Origin of the sequence: Rhizobium sp. RHZ01 (assembly GCF_014851595.1) — a bacterium.
In the GTDB taxonomy this organism is placed as follows: Bacteria; Pseudomonadota; Alphaproteobacteria; order Rhizobiales; family Rhizobiaceae; genus Rhizobium; species Rhizobium altiplani.
Genome location: NZ_JACUZZ010000052.1, coordinates 1 through 17,413 on the forward strand (window position 1 = coordinate 1; position 17,413 = coordinate 17,413).

A 17,413-nucleotide genomic window follows, 5' to 3' on the forward strand; every position below is an offset into this window, starting at 1 on the left:
CAAAAGCGAACCATCGAGGAAACGTGGCGCCATCTGGGCTTACTCGCCGACACCATAAAGCCAGAGGAATGCGCCAACTACTTCTCAAATGCCGGCTACGCTTCCGTCAAAACATGAAAGGCTCTAGATGGGGATCACGACGAGCACGAGACAGGCGATCAGGTTGGCCACGACGAAGTATGGTGCATTCAGCAAGCCATATTGCAAGGGGCGCGGGAACAGCGCTCTCCTTATTTTGCCTAGATGTAGCATACTTGGTACGCGGCGCTTTCTGGGGCGTTCCGTGCTTGCGAGGTTTCGGTTACGAACCGCGTCGACGTACGCGATATCCTCCGAATAATGACTAAGTCGAACGCACAGAAGCTGCTGACCAAAGAGCATTTGAAAGCAGTTTGTTTGAATTGGAAAGTGGGGAACCTCCGGACGTCGTATGTCCTAATCGCCCACATGTTCATCTCCGTATGCTGTTGGCCTTTACTGCACTTTTGGTAGCAACAGTGGTCAGGGACCCAGCTGGCCATCTCACGACCCTCGCCCTCGCCTGGCTTCGGAGAAGTTTTGGCGGGATCTGTTGACCGTCGGGCTTCTCAATGGCGATTGTATGAGCCTGCCTCCCATTTTTGCGACACCGGAGGCTCTGGTCGGAGCCCATCACTGAAGTCGGATATACTCGTCCGATCTTCCCTATTCTACATTATTGGAGGTTCAGTTACTTTTGATGATGAAGAGCCCGCCTCAGCTGTGGTACATTTCCATCAGAAGATGTATCGCAACGGCGCGTCTGAGGGGGCTCCGATGTCCGCAGATTCATTCGCCTACGACGCTTTTGCCTCATATGCAACCGACCCCGATGGCCAGCTAGTCCGGTCAGTCGAGGACCTTCTAGAAAATTTCCATCGCCGCCCTGACGTACCGACAGATTTGACCAGCGAATTGAAGCTGTGCGTCGATGGTCGCGATTTCAAGTTTCCTCGGCTCTCTCCGGGTACCGAACCCACCGATGCTATCGAACAAGTCGTCAGGGGCTACCTTCGGCAATGTAGATCACTCATCGTGTTTTGTGGGCCGTTGGCTCATCGCCACCCTTGGATCAATCGTGAGGTCGAGTGGTGGGACAAGGAGCGGCCCGATGGGCCAATCTACTTTGCATTTACGCACGGACAATATCCGGACCCCGCCACGAAAACAGAGTACATGCCGAAGAGCTTGATAGCGCGGGGTGGTCCTGACAACTCCTCGTATTTTGACCTCCGCCGCTTCTATCAAGGAAGGCACTGGTTTCATTTTAAGCGCCAATATAGACTATTGGCCCAAACCGTCGTCGGATCCCTGACCCGCAAGAACCGGCCACGTTCAGAGACCAATTTGCCTCGAAACAGTAGCAAATATTCGAAGATGCTCAATAACGCATCCGAATGGAAATCGGTTCGATCCTTTGATGATGAGGTATGCAGGATTGCGGCACAGCTCGTTTCCGACAAACTAGAAAAGTCACTGGCTGTTACCGACCTGACCAACACGTATCTTGCCGCCGATTACAAGGCGAGACAAAGGCGTGTGTGGCGGGTGGCTAGCGGCGCGGTGGTGGTCTTTATCGCGATTAGCGCCGCCTGGATGTATTTGGATAGAATGGCGCGAGAACGGCGGGCTTCGGGGTTGGCCGATCAAGCGCAAGCGGAAATCGACAGTCGGCAGTATGAACAGGGCATGCGACTTGCCCTCGCTGGCTTGCCGCTCGAACGTGACGTCCCATGGGCACCGGGCTGGGGACACCCGAAAATTCAGACCCTCTTGGACAAACTGGCGGGAGCCGCCACCCTCTCGGGATACAAGGCGGAGATTACCGAGGGAGACAACAAAACGCTTACCAGCGCGGCCTTTAGCCGCGACGGCCAACGAATTGTTACGTCCTCGGAAGCCGGGGTCGCTTCGCTATGGGATTCTCGATCCATGGCGAAAATCGCGAGTTGTTCCTTCGACAGCGTGGTAGCACCAAAGGACCGCAAGCAGGGCCTCCATAAGGGGAGCCCAGGTTGGATTCGCGACTCGCAATTCAGCGCTGATGGGAAGCGCATTGTCAGTGTCGGTCCATATCGCACTGCTTGGATTTGGAGCGCCGAGGATGATGGTTGTACTCATCCCATTTTGCTGTTGGGCCATGAAGATGATGTGAGGACAGGCGCCTTCAGTCCGAACGGTGACCTGGTGGTGACTACCTCCGACGACGATACAGTTAGAATCTGGGATTCGGCATCGGGCGCACAACGACTTCAATTGAAAATTCCTGGCTCGTCCCTTCCTCCCAACGATTACACGACGAGCGCCGAATTCAGCCCGGATGGCAGTCGGCTGGTTATCACCCGGTCCGATGGCTTGATCGCCTTGGCTGATACCAGCGATTTCAATGTCGTGGCGTTGGAGACCGGCTCCTTCGCTTGGCGAGCACGATTTAGTCGTGACAGTAAGAAGCTCGTGACGGTGTTGGATAACGGCAATGTCGCCGTCTGGGATGTCACGGGCCGCTTCAAGATTCCATTGCCGAAGCAATTCCAGCCAGTTGTGGACGCATCCTTTAGTCCGGACGGTCGTCTCGTGGTGACAGCATCGGCCGATGCCTCAGTACGAATATTGGATCTCACTACTTTTACCGAGCGCTTCGTATTCCGAGGCCATCAAAAAAGTGTCACGCGTGCTGAGTTCAGTCCCGAGGGCAAAGAGATCCTGACGTCGTCTGCCGACGGATATGCACGCATTTGGACCGCCGAGGGCAATGTCGACCCTTTGACCGTGAAGGCACACGCGAAGTCAATAAAACACCTTGAAATCAGCCCAGGTGGCAACAGCCTCTTCACCGTGAGTAGCGATCGCACAGCGAGGTTATGGGAATTGCATGATGGGAATCCAAGACTTCTGAAGGAATTTGGATCCGACGATCGCTACGTGATTGGCGGGGCCTTTCATCCGCGGGAACAAAATCTCGTTCTTGCGTACTCCGACGGACACGTTTCCGTGGTGAACCAACTGGACGGCAAAGAGGTACACTCCGCTGAGATCGGCCTCACAGACAACACATCCGTAAGCTTCGACCCAAGCGGCACGCAGGTCGTGATAGGTGATGATTCAGCCAAGAACGCGGTCATCTGGTATCCCAAGACTGGGGAACGCAAGAATCTCGAAGGCTCAAGGAGGATTAGAAGCATCGCGTTTAAGAACGAAACCCTGGTGGCAATGGGATTCAAGAGCCCTGAGCAAGGTACCAGAGTTGGGATCTGGGACATGTCCTCAACAGCGATGGTTCAGAGTTACCCGCACGGTGGGGACGTCCTTTCGGTTCATTTCAATTCCGATCATACCCGCCTTGCGACCGCGTCGCTTGATGGAGTGGCCCGAATATGGGGGACTTCCACCGAACAACCGGAATTGACGCTCTATCACGGCAAGGATGTTAACAGCGCTCGCTTCAGTCGTGATGGCACCCGGATCGTCACCGCGTCTGGTGACCACACTGTACGAGTATGGGATGCTCTAACCGGAACTCAGATCATCCGCTTCGACATTGAGAGCACAGCGCGGGATGCGGTTTTCACCCCGGATGGTGACCGCCTTGTAGTGGCCTCCGATGAGGGCTTTCTGGAAGTGTTTGACGTCTCCTGGACCGCCGACAAGGTCGATCTTCCGAAGCGCGTCTGCCAGGAGAAGCTGAAAGACATCGAGAGACTTCCGATCGTTGCAAATCAGCCCGCCAGCCCACTATTGGGATCAGACGATGTGAACCCTTGCGATCGCTTTCGTTGAAAGTTCGCGCCGCTTCAGTCGCGATAACTGATTCAAGAGCACGGAAGGGAGCGGCAGCTTTGTAGCTGCGACCAGGCCGCACGGTGCTCGTAGACTAGGATTGAGCTGCGGTAGAGGTGCGTGCATTGAAGCAAGGCGTGAAACGTGTACTTTGAGCTTATAGAAAGTGAGTCTTTTTCCAATGCTTTCGTGCAATGTGTTAGGTGCAGATGAGCGCGACCGACGAAATTACCCCGCGTGCTTCGCTGATAGCCGCGCCAGTCGCTGTGCGCGATATCCACAAAACGGTTTTGCCGATCGATACTTCGACGGCGACGGTGTCAAAGGACGTCAAGCGTGACTTGACGGCCTTAACGACAAGCGGCGAATTCATTGAGCTCGAAGCCAGCGTCAATCGCTTCTGTCCGTTCGAGGCAATGGGCATGGTTCGAGCCGAGATTCGACACGGAAACGCCCTTTCATATCTGCTAGACCCCGAACGACCACACGGATTTGGAACCGCGCCATTGAGAGCATTCCTTCAGGCTTGTTTCGAAGACCAGGATGAAGCTGCATCACTGCTGACCCGCGACGGGTCGACGGTACGCATCAGGCGCGAGTGGCAGAACATCGATATGGTCCTCGTATTCCCAGCTTCCAAGACGATCATCGCGATAGAATTGAAGATCGATGCCTTTCAGGGCGAAACCCAATTGGCGGGGTATCGTCAAAAGGTTGAGCGGTGGTGGCGAGCCGACTTAGGTTGGAGTCATCGTTTTGTCTTCCTCACGAAACGCGGAGAAGCCGCGAAGGATGGTTGGGGCGAACTCCAATTAGGCCATCTGGCGAAGGCCTTTGACGCTCTTCTCACTGAAAGCCACGATCAACCCGCCGCTCAATTTCTTAGGGATTACTTGTCCATGCTAAAGCGCCATCATGTCGGCGACGAGAACACACGGGAACTGGCAAGGAAGCTCTGGGCGGAGCATGGTGACACACTACAGTTTTTAATAGCGCATAGGCCCGACCCAATGCGTAACCTGTTCGAGGCATTGGGCAACCGGGCCGACGAACTCGCATCCTCGAATAGCACCAAATCCATTACCCTTGTCCCCGACAAACGTCAGGGAGGAATTGTGCGTTGGGGAATCACGCAGTGGGATAGTGTTCCTGGTTTGCCAGAAGCGATCCAATGGACGCCATCCAAGCGCATCCTCCTGATCGAGGTAAAGAATAGAGACGGGGCGATCAGCGCCTACATGTACTGTGGCCCATCGCCCTCGCCCACCCGCTCTGCTTTGCTTCAAACATTGGAAGACGCCAAAATACTTCACAGTGGAGCGAGGAGAGACACAAATTTCGTGCAGATCGGGGAGCAGGAGTTGTTTCGACCTGATGATCCCCTCGATTTTGATAGCGAGGATGCAATGGCGAGCGTTCAAGAACACTTTCGTCTCTTCGTGGAGGACCTTGTCGTCAGGATCGACCATGCATTAAGGCCGTCACAATCGAAGGAAACCGTTGAATGATGGGTATTGGCCGCCTTTTTTCACGGGCTAGTTCTTCTCCAACCGCGAAACTAACGGCATCTCTCTGCAAGGCCTTTCGCGAAGAGAGGATTATTGGCTATACCAATGATCCGAAGGCCATTAGCGGTTTGGTCGTCAAACGAAATGGTGTCGATGTTTCGATATCTTGGTACTCATCCGGCGCCCTTTACTTATTCATTGTTGGTGACCAAGCGTTTCCTGGTACGTTGGATGAAGCGAATGCGGTGTTGGCCGCAGCTAAAGAGCGCTCAGTGCCGTTCTTTCGCGAGCAACTCGTAAAAATGACGAAGCGTCTCAAATAGCCGCCAAGTGTCCCCTCCCCGCCCGCCGAACATCTAAAGTGTTGAACCGGCCGTTTTTGTTGGGAGGCGAAGTCTTGCGCCTGTCTGGGTCTCGTGTGCAACATCCCCGTGGCTTCTTGCTCTTCCACGAGCCGTCCAAGGTCGTTGTCCAGCATCCGCCGATTCCGCTCTCCTTCAAGAGTGAGAATTCTAAACAACAGAATTGACACTCTCCCGACTAGCTACCGATTGAGATTACTGCCCTCACGGTGTTCCTGCACACGATTCTGGGCAATCTTGGAGCCAAAGTAGTGAGCGAATAGGCCAATGCCCAGCGCGACCACCGAGCCACCGAAGCCAGGAATGAGGCTTGCTGCGACGGACCCTATTACTTGGGCTACAGGCTCCAATCCTGACGACCCCGCCAAGCGATTTGTGAGAAAGTCGAAAACAGTACGAGCCGTCGTACCAGTGACAGGCTGGCTGGCAATCAATGCCTGAAGCTTGGATAAGTCTGGCAGACTTCCGGCGTCGATGCTCTTCAGCACATCGGAGATTATTGGAGTACCTTTCCGAATTTCGTCGAGCAGGGCAATCGAGTTTGGAGCCGTGGGGTTTGCTAAGTACGTCTGTAGTTGTGCAAGAACTCCGCCGAACCCAGGGGCAGGAGTTGTTGCTCCGCCGCCGGCCGTGACTGCCGTGCTGTTTCCAATTCCTAACACTCCAAAAATTCCTGAAATCCAACCCAGCATTTTTGTGCGGCGGGCGTCGATAACCGTGGCCGAGCCTTCCTTGACAAGATCCGCCTCAGTCGCGTTCAGCCTCGACCTACCAAGCGGCCGCGAGGGCGCACTGTTCAGTGCGATCATCGTGGCGGAGTCCGCGATGCCAGTGACCGTAAGGCCATTGTCCAATTGAAAGGCACCGACAGCCGCGCGGGTCAGGGTGCCGTACACCCCGTCAACGGCACCAACGCTATAGCCAGCCTCCTTCAGCATTTGCTGAAGCCCACGGACAGCCTCACCGCTTCCCCCAAACTGAAGGATCATTGAAGTACCTCCCGTGGCGGTCCAACCCGCGTCCAATGGAACCGTGACTACAGCGGGTTCCTTGTCGTAAGCGATTAGTTCGTGTTGATTGATCAAGCGGATGAGCTTTTTCCCATAGTTGGGGTCGGTTGCGTACACGCCGGTGAGTGCATTGCAGAATGCTAGGGGGTCGTCCTTAACCGCCATCGCTTTTCGGTAGTAAGACGACGTCCCAAGGAGGCGCCCGTGCTGCGAGAACGCCTCGTCGAAGTTTGCGAACTTTCTGAAGCGTGCCGTAACCGTGACTCTCTTACCGTTTAGGACTTCACCTGTCCGGGCGAGAACATAGGGCTCACCTTCCTTCGCTTTGATGCCAAATGGATTGTTCGATCCCGGCGGCATGCGCTTTCCACCCGCGCTTTCAAGGACAAATTGCGCAAGAGTCACGGAAGCAGGAACGCCCCATATGCGATCCGAAGCTTGGGCTGCCGTGATCACCGCGGAAACCAATCCGATCTCTGGTATCTCGTTAATGACATCGTCGGTTGCTGCCTCAGTTCTGCCAAATGTTTCCTCATCCGTGTCGTCTACGATCGCCCCGAGACTTATTCCGGGCCGTCGAACACTGTCCGGTGGCGGAGGCGGGGCGGTTTCCACCCCTGACCAACCAGCGATGGTCGCGGCGACGTTTTCCGCCCAGGCCTCGTCTCCCAGCGGTGGATATTCACCACGCAACAACTTCTCAATCGATGTACCGCTGTATTGAAGGTGCGGCAGTTCCCAACTAAGCGGCTCTAGATTATTCGCACGTCCAATCGCATGCAGCCTTTCCCACCACTTGTTGAACTTTCCCTTCGAGGACCAACTCCAGTTCCCGTCAATTCGAAGGACGAAATCAACCGCCAGGCCGTACTGGTGATAGGATGACCACGGACGGGCCTTGGTGACGATGTCACCCGGCGCCGTTCTCCCCTGAGCGTAAAGCATCCTTTGACGTTCGGGCGTGCGGTAGGCTTCGAAAACCTCAAACGGTATCTCCTCCACCCGAAGCTGGGCGATCACGCGATCCACCGCATCGCGTACAACTGGATGAAGGACCTGAAGGTCAGCTAGACGTGCGCCATCCGAAGACATTGACTTGCCCCTACGCTTTCAATGCGATTTATTTGATGATATTCCCTCAGGGGTTGAATGTACTACAGTTGCAATATAAATCCAGTACAATCTCTGAAAAGAAGGAGTATTATCGTGACGTGCGGATCTAACGCCCTACTCCTCGTCGAAGAAACTCAGTTTTTCTTCGCGCAGACGGGCGTTTGATGGCTGTCGTTTCTGCGTCGTATCTATCACTGCAGGATTGATATCAGCTGATTGAATTCAGAAATGTTTTGCCGCTCGCATTCACCGGCTGAGTCCTGCTTTTCAGTGAGAAGCTCGTCTACGACATGCCGCGCGTTGGCGGATAGCGCCCAGTTCATCGGCACCGCCATTGAACACAGATCGACCGTCAAGACTTTTGTCGGCACTCCCCCGGCTTGGGTCGGAGCGAAGCGATATAGGAGTGTCTTCAACCGTTCACCATGAGCGGCCCGGCTTCGATAGAGGCCTTGTATGGGCCCGAATAAATCCGGCGCTATGGTTGACAGACCACCATCTTTTCCCGGGCATCCCGATTTTGGGGACTGGTCTCGACAGGCGATCGGAATGGACGGACCCGCGACCGCGCCAACCGGGTCAGGTGTGAAGGGTGGATTGACGCCATCGTTGGAGATCAACAGGAATACAGGCTCTATATTGTCAGTCGAGGCCGTTCCACCCGGTGCCAACATGCTTTCGGCAAGGCCCCTAACAACCTCGACACCCGCCGCGTCAAAGTAACCTCCATCGACGATGTGCACCGCATCAACCTGATGAGGCATCGCCGGGTTTGATATTGTTCCGCTTGAGCTCACGTAGGGGAACCGCGCTCCATTCAATATGGCGGTCGACAGGCGAACATCGGTCCCGGCGATGTAATGGAAGTCCCACGCATCAATTGCGTTACCAACTTGAATGTTACTGGTCAGAACCGGTCGGCCATCTTCCTGGAGGGCGCCGCCAATCAGCCATGCCGGAAGCCAAGCCTTTCTTGATGGTTGCGACCAGAGCGACAGGAAGTCCGTCGAAAACTTCGAGGGGTCGTCGCAAGGAATGGTTTCACAGCGCTTTCTCCAACCGTATTCCCATCCTTTCTCAAGTGCTTCCGACCTATCGGGAAGAACCGAGATGGGAACGAACCGTTGAAGTAAGTCCGGGAAGAGCATTCCGGCGAGCGCCGGGCTCAGATAATCATCTCCCACAAAGGAAGATACAGCCTGCCTCAACGTCACGCCGCCTGCCGTTATGGCCGCTCCGGTTTTCTGATCTTGGATGCTGGAGAGAAAGCCCGCGACACCGAGACTTCCCCCCGAAATCGAGCTGATGGCGAACACATGCTTGGAGAATTCGCCATGGCTTTCCATTTCCAGTTGGGACAGGACGGCTGCCGTCCAATAACCGGCTCGGGAAGCCCCACCCTCGCTCGCTACAAAGATCAGTGGGATTGGCTTTTCGCTTCTTTCGGGAAATTGCGCTCGCCAGGTCTTGTAGGCTTGGTCGAGCGTTGGCCGCCCGAGTATCGCGGCACGTTGAACCGCCGCGCTGGATGGCGACCGCCTCACTTCGTGATTGTCGACCCAATAACTGAAAACGATCACCAACAAAAGGAGGGTGATACCGATACGAAGATGATATCGGCCGCCGATAAGCAGCAGCGTGGTTAGAATGGGTATGAACAAGGCGCATGCCGTTAAGACGACCGCGGCAGGACCAAAGAAGACGGGAAGCCTGACAGGATCCACTATTATCACGGCCATTGCGATTATAGCGTAGGCGATTCCGACCCCTAGAACCGTACGACGCAGATTCGTGAGGGAAATCTCCAAGGCAGCGGCGGCTTTTGGACGACCGTTCTTTTGCAGACGCTCCGAGGCCCGGTGCATGGCTTTTGTAAGTGGTAGGCGGGCCCAAGACAGAATAAAGAACGCAAGGCCGAGCCCTGCCAAGAGCCACGCCAGCCAAGCGTTAGCCGAGTTCACGCGCCACAATGCGATAAAGAGCAAAACAAAAGGGATAAGCCCAAGTAACCTAGGCGCCCAGGTCAGGTAGTATCGATACCGCCATTCCTCACGGGGACCGAATTCCGTTTCGACTATGACCCGCGCCCAAAACCACGCTTGAAATGCCAGTACGACCACCGCTAGGCAGAGCCAGAAAACTTTGGCATCAAACCCCGTGTGCTCGGAGCCGATATCGGTAACCGTCCGGATGAGGTCCTGACCTTGCCCCATCCAAGCCAAGATCGAACCTACCGCGGTGGTAATCGCAAAAATCGGAAAGAACCCACGGGTTCTGAATAGAAGGTCGGAGATGCCCTCCACCACTGTAGTTCTTCTAGGTCGGGTCGAAGTGTCCATCGAAGCGTCCGCGTAGAGAGCATTGAACGTTCTCAAAGCCACGCAATACAAATTCATCTTTTGATACTTATGTGCGGCCGGCCAATATTGGTGAACGATCTAATTTCAAACTGACAGTCGGCATACCAAGTGTATTTTACATTATTCCACAACCACCGGAATGCAAACAAAAAGTTACTAGTGAAAACAACCCCGAGAGAATCGTGTTTAGATACGATAAGCACACAGCGGTATAACACCTCCGCAAGGAATGTTTGAACGCATATATAAAAAGTGCATCAATGATGATGGATAGCGTGCTCCAATACTCTTTCGGGCGAATACTTGTCATGTCTGGTGACCGGGACATGGCAGTTCAGAACGGTCAGGGGTACTTGGAGCCTAACCCTTCGGGAATTGGCGTCGGGCGACGTACTCTTCGACGATCAGTTCTTCGCCACCTACTGCGATCGATTTGGCCGGAAGGCAACAGCTCGGAATCACTCCCTGCACGTCTCTTGCCAGAGATCAGGCAGGAGAACATAATTTTAGAATTTCAATAACATGTCAGTTTGCGGATTCCAAAGAGGGAGGGTTGACCCATGCGACAAGAGCTCGACCCAGGCGAGCCCGTCCTTTTTGCGAAACGGCCTGATCATAGTCTAATCCCTTCTATAGAGTGTGACTGTGATGGCGTTTGTTAGTTTTCAAAGGCGATCGATCGGACGCCGGCTACTCGATCGCATCTTCGGCTTCGACTTTTTCATCTCATACTCATGGAAAGATGGCGGGACATACGCAAGAAACCTGGCACACGCTCTCGAGAAGGAAGGCTTCGAGGTATTCCTCGATCGGGAAGACTATTCATCAGGCGACAGCTGGAAGGAGGTTGGACGTTGGACCTTATGGCGGACCGCTCAGCTTGTTCTTGTGGCGACCCCCGAGGCCCTCGATTCAAAACCCGTTGAGCGGGAAGTCCGCTTATTTCAGAAATCAAAACGCCGCATTGTACCGATCGAGTTCAACGGTTCTTTAGGGCTGGGTTCCACAACGCGTGTCGGAAAACTTCTCAAGTCAGATGTTCTCAGACTCAGCGAGCCGTGCTGCGCAGACACTCCTGCCGACGTGACGATTGAAGAAATTCGCAAAACATTCACTCTCACGAGGCAAGACAGAAAAAGGAGTCGCATCCTCCTGATCGTGGCGGCCACCATGATGGTGCTGGCTGCAATCGGAGCAAGCATGGCTGTGATTGCGGAAAACGCGCGAACAAAAGCAGAAGAAAGTGCAACAAGGGCATTGGCGCAGGCTTTTTCGAGCGCGGCCTACAGCTTGGCGGAGCGTGATCCTACATTCGCCCTGCGCCTATCTCAGCACGCATTGACATTGAATAACAACACCACAGCATATATCGCGCTTCTTAAGGCGTTCAATTCGGGAAGCTGGCTTTATTCTCAGCGTATAGATGCAGCGATTGACGGTGATTTCGCTGGAGACGGCAAGAGCTTCGCCTGGACAGATGGGAAGAAGATCACCCTTCGCACGTTGGATGGCGCGTCTGTCGGCGAATGGCCCGCTCAAGCGGACCACGTGCTGTTCGACGAAAATGGCAATCTGGTGTCATGGTCCCCATGGGAGGGACCAGGATCCGAGGGCCGAGTCGACATTTGGGGCAAGGATCCTTCGCTCAAGGGGCAATTCAGAGGACCGTTGATTTCAGCCGAGCGATGTGGCTCGAGCAGAATTGCCTTCTTGACGTTTCAGCAGGGCAAAGGAGATGAGCGTGAAGTCGCACTCCATCGAATGAACACCACCGACAGCCAATCGACTTTCGTCAGCCTGCCAGGTTTCGTCGATGGACTCCGGGCGTCGATCGGGTGTTCAGCCGATGGCAATATAGTTGCCCTTGCTGGACCACTCTCTCGAACGCTCTATGTTGTGAAAGAGGGGCAAACTGAAGCAACATCTCATGCCTGGCAGGGCAGCGGGCGACCGACCGATGTGCTGGTTGAGCCGTCCGGGCAGTTCGCTCTTATTTACCTCGTATCCGACCGCGAGGGTGCCAACGATGCGATTGCTGTTGTTCCGCTCAAAGGCGATGCCCCCGCAAGCAGAATCGACCTTGGGCGTTCAGCTGTGGGTGACGAACCTGGCGGGCTGCTCCTATCGCTTGGCAGGAATCGAATACTTGCTGCGTCGACCGGAGGCTGGACTGTCGTTGTTGATTTGACTGACGAAAAGCCTGCCGTCCTGGAAAAAGCCGGTCGAGCTGCTGACCGCCTTGCCGGTTCAGTCTACACCGGCGAATTTGTTATTGGACAGCGCTCAGGCCTTGCTACGATCTACAATGCATCCGGTTTTCAGATTGGCCGACTGCTGGGGTCCTCTTCCTCAGACGGTCTCAATCCTTCCTTCTCTAGATTGGTTGTCAGCCCGGATGGCCAGACGATATTAACAATCACTAGGGATGACGGTTTGCGTCTCTGGAGCCGCCCGGAATATCCACTTTTGATTGCCCGAGCTTCTAATGCTGAGCTTATTGACGATAAGCTGCCAGCTAATCTTGCTGCCCGCCTTAGCGTACTGGGCGGTCCGACACAGACCCTGAAAGCGAAGCAATGCGAGGGTACTAGGTCGATCGTTATCGACGGCTACGGCGAGATGAAATTATGTTTCGAATTCGGAGGGCGCACTGAACTGATGAGCCCAGGCCTGACCGATGCAGATATTGAATTAATAGCCAGTTCCAGCGAGCCTGGTGACATAGCGGCATGGTACGGGGCACGCGCCACCCAAATGTTTGTTATGTCACCCACTCGGATACTGGATTGGCTGAACGCGACCAAAATTCAACCGTGGTCTCCGACCATCGGCGAAATGGAGGAACTCGTCCAATAAATTCTCAAAGGCCACCAACCGTTAGGCGGGTTCCCACCGGGCAATGACAACTCTGACTCAGCCAGCCCCGCGCAGCAGCTGAGAACGGGCCCGTCGTGGGCCCAACAATTGATTGTCCAGGCACACGTCAGACTGCTGCTCAATTTACAACCCGTCACGTACCGAACCGCTCCGGCGGCTCATGGGCATTCTGCTGCTGCAAATCTGCTCTGTGGAAACGATTGTAGCAGTTTTGACGATGCCAATGAGCGCTACGTCCAAAAGTAAGTTGGTTACCGCGGAGCCGCTGATCGAAGTGGAATCGCGCGCAATCAAACGGTTGCAGCATGGGAACAAAGTAAGCACAAAGATATTGAAGTTTTCATCCTTTGATAGTATTTATGAAGAATTGCATCTGTCGCGATATAAGGGAGTTTCCGATGGCTGACCGTCGCCACATCTTTATCAGCCATCACCATGCCGATGACCCGCTTGTCACAAACCTTACGCGCATGCTCGGACGGACTGGTTACGAGATCCGCAACAGTTCCATTCGCGCCAAACCAGCCAATCAATGCCGCCTCGATAAAGGACAGATTCCCGAGCGCACGCTGAAGCGCCTGTTGCGTATGAAAATGTCTTGGGCATCCACGGTCGTGGTGCTGATCGGCAAGGATACACACAAGCGCCCCTGGGTCGACTGGGAGATCAAGAAGGCGAATGAGTTGGGCAAGCGGATCGTTGGCGTTTATGAGCGTGGCGGCACCGAAAACGACGTGCCTGAGGCATTCAATAAATACGGCGATGCACTAGTCTGCTGGAACTCGGCGAGTGTAATCGATGCCATCGAAGGCAAGTGTGATCCGTTTGAGGGGCCCGACGGCGCGCCGCGCCAACCAACTAACTATACTCCTCGTAGTAACTGCGCCGCCTGATGACGAACGTATATGTCTATGCTGTTAGTTATGACTTGGGGTTTGCACCCAATCCATTTGGCGGGCTGTGCAGCTTGGCGTGCTGCAAGCCGAAGATCCGTGAGAAGGCCGTCGATGGCGACTGGATCATCGGACTTACGGGCGTCAAGATCAAACCTGCTATGCGCTGTATCTTCGCAATGGTCGTCACAAGTAGCACCAATTTCGACGAATATTGGGGAGATCCCGATTTCATCACGCGACGTCCAGTGCGCAACGGGACGCCCAAGAAGCAGGTCGGTGACAATATTTACCGTCGCGACACACCCGCTTCGCCGTGGCTTCAGGAGGATTCAGCCCACAGTCAGGTTGACGGCACGCAATGCCTACTGAACACCGCCCATGACACACGGATCAACAGGGTCCTGCTTTCCAAGAAATTCGTTTATTTTGGCTCTTCGGCGCCGTCAGTGCCGCAACCAGTTCGTGAAGCTTTGCAGTATTCACGAAATCCGCGAGACTATCGCAAGTTTGATGCGGCCCAAGCCAAGCCGCTCATAAACTGGCTCGCTCCCGAGATCGAAAGACATCCCAATCAGGTGCTTGCCGACCCTATTAATTTTGCTTCAAGCGCTAAACGTTTCTCCTCAATGCTGCAGCGTATGATCTGAGTACGACCGCATCACGGCCAAAGTCCGCACCATTTGAGGTAAACAGCTCAAGGGGTCAGGTGACCGCCCGGTCGTCCGGCCGTATTATGGCCAGCCGGGCCTGCGTGCACCTTGAGCTTTACGCGGCTAGAGCCTTCGGTTTCTGGACGAATAAAATCACGACAAAAGTCGTCGCGTTCGCAACATAGGTTGTCAGCAAGATCCGTGTGGCAGGCCAAAAGATCACACACATTTATAAACTTGCGGGTAATTTCGATTTGCTTGGCAGGCACAAGAATCGGGGCAACCAGAGATCTTTACTTTTTGGCAGTCCGGCATAACCTCAGGTTTTAATAATTCACTGATTCTTCGCGCTCTCGTTGATTGAAATCTGTTCCAACAAAGAAATGCCGCAAAAGCTATGCCGTCCTATAGAAACATCAGTTTTGCTTCGGTCTGCAGCGTTCAGGAGCTTCTGCTCTTTGGAGCAGACGTCATTGTCAAACATCGCGAGACGAAAGAGCTCATAGCAAGAAACACGCGGCTTGAGCGGCCGCTTGAGCGTTACTTGTATGTCCCGAAACGCCACAACGACATTGTTGCCCAATTCGCTGAAAGCATCTGGGTGCTCGCGGGCAGAAATGACATTGCCTGGCTCAAGAAATATCTACCGCGAGCCCCGCTGTTTTCGGACGACGGTAAGACGTGGCGGGGAGCGTATGGCCCACGCCTACGGCGCTGGGGCAGTGTAGATCAGATAGATGCGGTGCGAAAGCTTCTACTAGCCGATCGGACGAGCCGCCAGGCAGTCATGACCCTGTTCGACCCCGCCCTTGATTACGAGCCATCCAAGGACATCCCCTGCAACAACTGGCTTGGCTGGATCATCCGCGAAGATCGGTTGCATATGTCTGCAGCGCTGCGCAGCAACGACGTATGGTGGGGATTTTCGGGAGCCAACGCGTTCGAGTGGAGCATCCTTCATGAGATGATGGCCTACTGGTTGGACGCGGAGGTCGGCCAGGCGGATTATCTCGCTATGTCGTTCCACCTTTATTCCGACCACTTCGACCGCGGCGGACAGATGGTGAGTGGCTTCCATGGGCTCTCCCCCTACGATTTCGGGGTACACCGGGCGGCCTTCGCAACCCCTTGGGATAGGTTCCAGTCAAAGCTCGATCGGTGGTTCGCGATCGAGGCTGAGATTTCCGCGCGACCTGACGCGCCACTTGGAAGTTTCGGGCAGGTCGGCGACCCGTTGCTCGACAGCGGCCTGACGACGGTCCATATCGCCCAAGCGCACGCGCTGTGGGGCGAAGGGCGATTGGCCAGTGAAATGGCGCAATTGCCTGCCTGCGACTATGCCGCCGCGCTTTACGAGCAGTATGGCCGCATATATCCGAGTCTTCTGCAAGCGGTCCCGCAGCGGCCCATTGCGGATTATCTCGCCGCTCGGTCGCGTAGCAGCGCCGACATGGTTGGCGACTTCAAGGCGGCTGTCAAAAAACTGCACGCCGAGAAGGATCGCGCCTATGGCGGAGCGTGGAAAAAGCGGGGCGAGCTGGTCAGCATCCAGCCGAACATTGCCCGCAAAGTGGACCGCCTCGACACATTGTCCACGACCGGAGCGGGCCTCACCGGCGAGACAGCCCTGGACACCGCCGTGGACTTGTTCGTTTATGTAGAGAAATACCGCCTGTTCCTTGCCGAGAGCCTGCCTGCTGGCGCGCTTGTGCCGGCAGACGCGCCCGTCCCTCTCAGCAGCCATGAGCAGAACTTCAACACATTGATCGACCTGCTAGAACTTAAGCCACCCACTCGCCCCCTTGCTGAGACAATCAAGGACGTGAACACGGCTTTTGACGCCTGCTGGCATGGGGCTGAAGACCGCGCCGCGCCGGAGGAAAAACTCATACTGACAACTACTCTATCGGGATACGCTGCCGAACTGCTCGCACTGCTCGTTCACGGCAACAGGCAGGCCCTGGTCGCCTTTCTTCAAACCGGAACCACCACATGAGCCCCGAAGATCTCAAAAAACTTACGCTAAAGCTGCGCGAAGCCGTCACCGAACGGCGGCCGGGTTCGCGGGTGGCCATTGCCGGCTGGTCTGCCGCTGCCTTTGACGTTGCGGTGGACCCGATCTTCACTTCAGGCGCGGCCGAACTGGTCGGCATCTTTGCCGGGGAAGGCGGAGCGTCGGTTAAGCCGCTCAAGGAGCTACCTGCCTACTTTCCGGATATCTTGGTCATCGCCGAGGACGCAGGGAAGGAGCCGATCCTCGAAGCCATCGCTTTAACGCTGTCGCCCAACACGAAAATCGTGATCGGCGGCTTCTCACACTTTGAGTTTAGTGATCCCGTATTTGATAAGATCAGGCGCGACGGCTTCATTCCGTCCTTCGCCAACGGCTATCGGCACAGTCTCGTCCATATCTACCAATGCCTACAGAACGCACACCGTCGGGGCCTCAAGGGGTGCGTGGCGGAGTTCGGCATGTTCAAAGGCGGAACCACAATGTTGATCTCGCGCTTCATTGAGGCGCTTGGGGCCGACTGGAAGGTATACGGATTCGACACGTTCGACGGCTTCCCAGACAAGCGTAGCCCACTCGACATGTACTACCATCCCGATTGTGTATTCCGGGACGTGGACATGGTCAAAGCCGTCTTCGGCGGCCGCAACGTGGAGGTGGTCGAGGGTGACGTGGTGGAGACCGTGTCACATCTTGCCGCCGAAGATCTAGGTGTGTAGTCCCTGAGTGTGATGGTGCATCATTGAACCTGAGTCGTCAGGAAGAGGATGCATTATGGGAAGTATTCTTCACGGCAGCGCCCGCACGACGCCGCGTCTTCGAGCCGAACTC

General features: G+C 55.1%; 11 protein-coding genes and 1 pseudogene. 10 read left to right on the forward strand and 2 right to left on the reverse strand.

Annotated features, from left to right (window positions below; genetic code table 11):
- The 4 genes and pseudogenes from IB248_RS29930 to IB248_RS29945 form a co-directional block, all read left to right on the forward strand.
- Positions 1-117 (forward strand): annotated as a pseudogene (locus IB248_RS29930) (IS630 family transposase); the annotation flags it as partial.
- Between the two features lie 678 nt (positions 118-795).
- Positions 796-3,795, forward strand: a complete 3,000-nt coding sequence (locus IB248_RS29935) for a TIR domain-containing protein (protein WP_192242153.1) — start codon at positions 796-798, stop codon at positions 3,793-3,795.
- Between the two features lie 209 nt (positions 3,796-4,004).
- The gene (locus IB248_RS29940) at positions 4,005-5,303 is read left to right on the forward strand and encodes a PD-(D/E)XK nuclease family protein (protein WP_192242154.1); all 1,299 of its coding nucleotides are present in this window, start codon (positions 4,005-4,007) and stop codon (positions 5,301-5,303) included.
- Positions 5,300-5,626, forward strand: a complete 327-nt coding sequence (locus IB248_RS29945) for a hypothetical protein (RefSeq protein ID WP_192242155.1) — start codon at positions 5,300-5,302, stop codon at positions 5,624-5,626. Before IB248_RS29940 ends, IB248_RS29945 begins: the two co-directional genes overlap by 4 nt.
- 221 nt (positions 5,627-5,847) lie before the next feature.
- Here IB248_RS29945 and IB248_RS29950 read toward each other — a convergent pair whose 3' ends face one another.
- Together IB248_RS29950 and IB248_RS29955 are read right to left on the reverse strand one after the other, a co-directional pair.
- On the reverse strand, positions 5,848-7,767 hold the full coding sequence (locus tag IB248_RS29950) for a glucosaminidase domain-containing protein (protein WP_192242156.1): 1,920 nt from the start codon (positions 7,765-7,767) through the stop codon (positions 5,848-5,850).
- A gap of 212 nt (positions 7,768-7,979) precedes the next feature.
- A complete protein-coding gene (locus IB248_RS29955) occupies positions 7,980-10,094 on the reverse strand; it encodes a hypothetical protein (protein WP_192242157.1) in 2,115 nt (704 codons plus the stop codon).
- A gap of 702 nt (positions 10,095-10,796) precedes the next feature.
- Between IB248_RS29955 and IB248_RS29960 the strand changes: the two genes are divergently transcribed.
- The 6 genes from IB248_RS29960 to IB248_RS29985 all read left to right on the forward strand — a co-directional run bounded on the left by IB248_RS29960 (position 10,797) and on the right by IB248_RS29985 (position 17,301).
- On the forward strand, positions 10,797-13,004 hold the full coding sequence (locus tag IB248_RS29960; protein ID WP_246779328.1) for a toll/interleukin-1 receptor domain-containing protein: 2,208 nt from the start codon (positions 10,797-10,799) through the stop codon (positions 13,002-13,004).
- A gap of 181 nt (positions 13,005-13,185) precedes the next feature.
- Complete coding sequence (locus IB248_RS29965; protein WP_192242159.1) at positions 13,186-13,431, forward strand: hypothetical protein; 246 nt, start codon at positions 13,186-13,188, stop codon at positions 13,429-13,431.
- Positions 13,424-13,918 (forward strand): TIR domain-containing protein, encoded by a 495-nt coding sequence (locus IB248_RS29970; protein ID WP_192242160.1) that lies wholly within the window; start codon positions 13,424-13,426, stop codon positions 13,916-13,918. Before IB248_RS29965 ends, IB248_RS29970 begins: the two co-directional genes overlap by 8 nt.
- The gene (locus tag IB248_RS29975) at positions 13,918-14,568 is read left to right on the forward strand and encodes a hypothetical protein (protein ID WP_192242161.1); all 651 of its coding nucleotides are present in this window, start codon (positions 13,918-13,920) and stop codon (positions 14,566-14,568) included. Before IB248_RS29970 ends, IB248_RS29975 begins: the two co-directional genes overlap by 1 nt.
- A 400-nt stretch (positions 14,569-14,968) precedes the next feature.
- A complete protein-coding gene (locus IB248_RS29980) occupies positions 14,969-16,567 on the forward strand; it encodes a thymidylate synthase (protein WP_192242162.1) in 1,599 nt (532 codons plus the stop codon).
- The gene (locus IB248_RS29985; protein WP_246779327.1) at positions 16,564-17,301 is read left to right on the forward strand and encodes a TylF/MycF family methyltransferase; all 738 of its coding nucleotides are present in this window, start codon (positions 16,564-16,566) and stop codon (positions 17,299-17,301) included. The genes IB248_RS29980 and IB248_RS29985 overlap by 4 nt, the downstream gene beginning before the upstream one ends.
- Positions 17,302-17,413: the final 112 nt, after the last annotated feature.

Excerpts from the sequence above, each read along its gene's own strand:
- IB248_RS29935 (WP_192242153.1), top strand. The coding sequence starts at position 796 with ATGTCCGCAGATTCATTCGCCTACGACGCTTTTGCCTCATATGCAACC.
- IB248_RS29940 (WP_192242154.1), top strand. The coding sequence starts at position 4,005 with ATGAGCGCGACCGACGAAATTACCCCGCGTGCTTCGCTGATAGCCGCG.
- IB248_RS29945 (WP_192242155.1), top strand. The coding sequence starts at position 5,300 with ATGATGGGTATTGGCCGCCTTTTTTCACGGGCTAGTTCTTCTCCAACC.
- IB248_RS29950 (WP_192242156.1), bottom strand. The coding sequence starts at position 7,767 with ATGTCTTCGGATGGCGCACGTCTAGCTGACCTTCAGGTCCTTCATCCA.
- IB248_RS29960 (WP_246779328.1), top strand. The coding sequence starts at position 10,797 with ATGGCGTTTGTTAGTTTTCAAAGGCGATCGATCGGACGCCGGCTACTC.
- IB248_RS29965 (WP_192242159.1), top strand. The coding sequence starts at position 13,186 with ATGGGCATTCTGCTGCTGCAAATCTGCTCTGTGGAAACGATTGTAGCA.
- IB248_RS29970 (WP_192242160.1), top strand. The coding sequence starts at position 13,424 with ATGGCTGACCGTCGCCACATCTTTATCAGCCATCACCATGCCGATGAC.
- IB248_RS29975 (WP_192242161.1), top strand. The coding sequence starts at position 13,918 with ATGACGAACGTATATGTCTATGCTGTTAGTTATGACTTGGGGTTTGCA.
- IB248_RS29980 (WP_192242162.1), top strand. The coding sequence starts at position 14,969 with ATGCCGTCCTATAGAAACATCAGTTTTGCTTCGGTCTGCAGCGTTCAG.
- IB248_RS29985 (WP_246779327.1), top strand. The coding sequence starts at position 16,564 with ATGAGCCCCGAAGATCTCAAAAAACTTACGCTAAAGCTGCGCGAAGCC.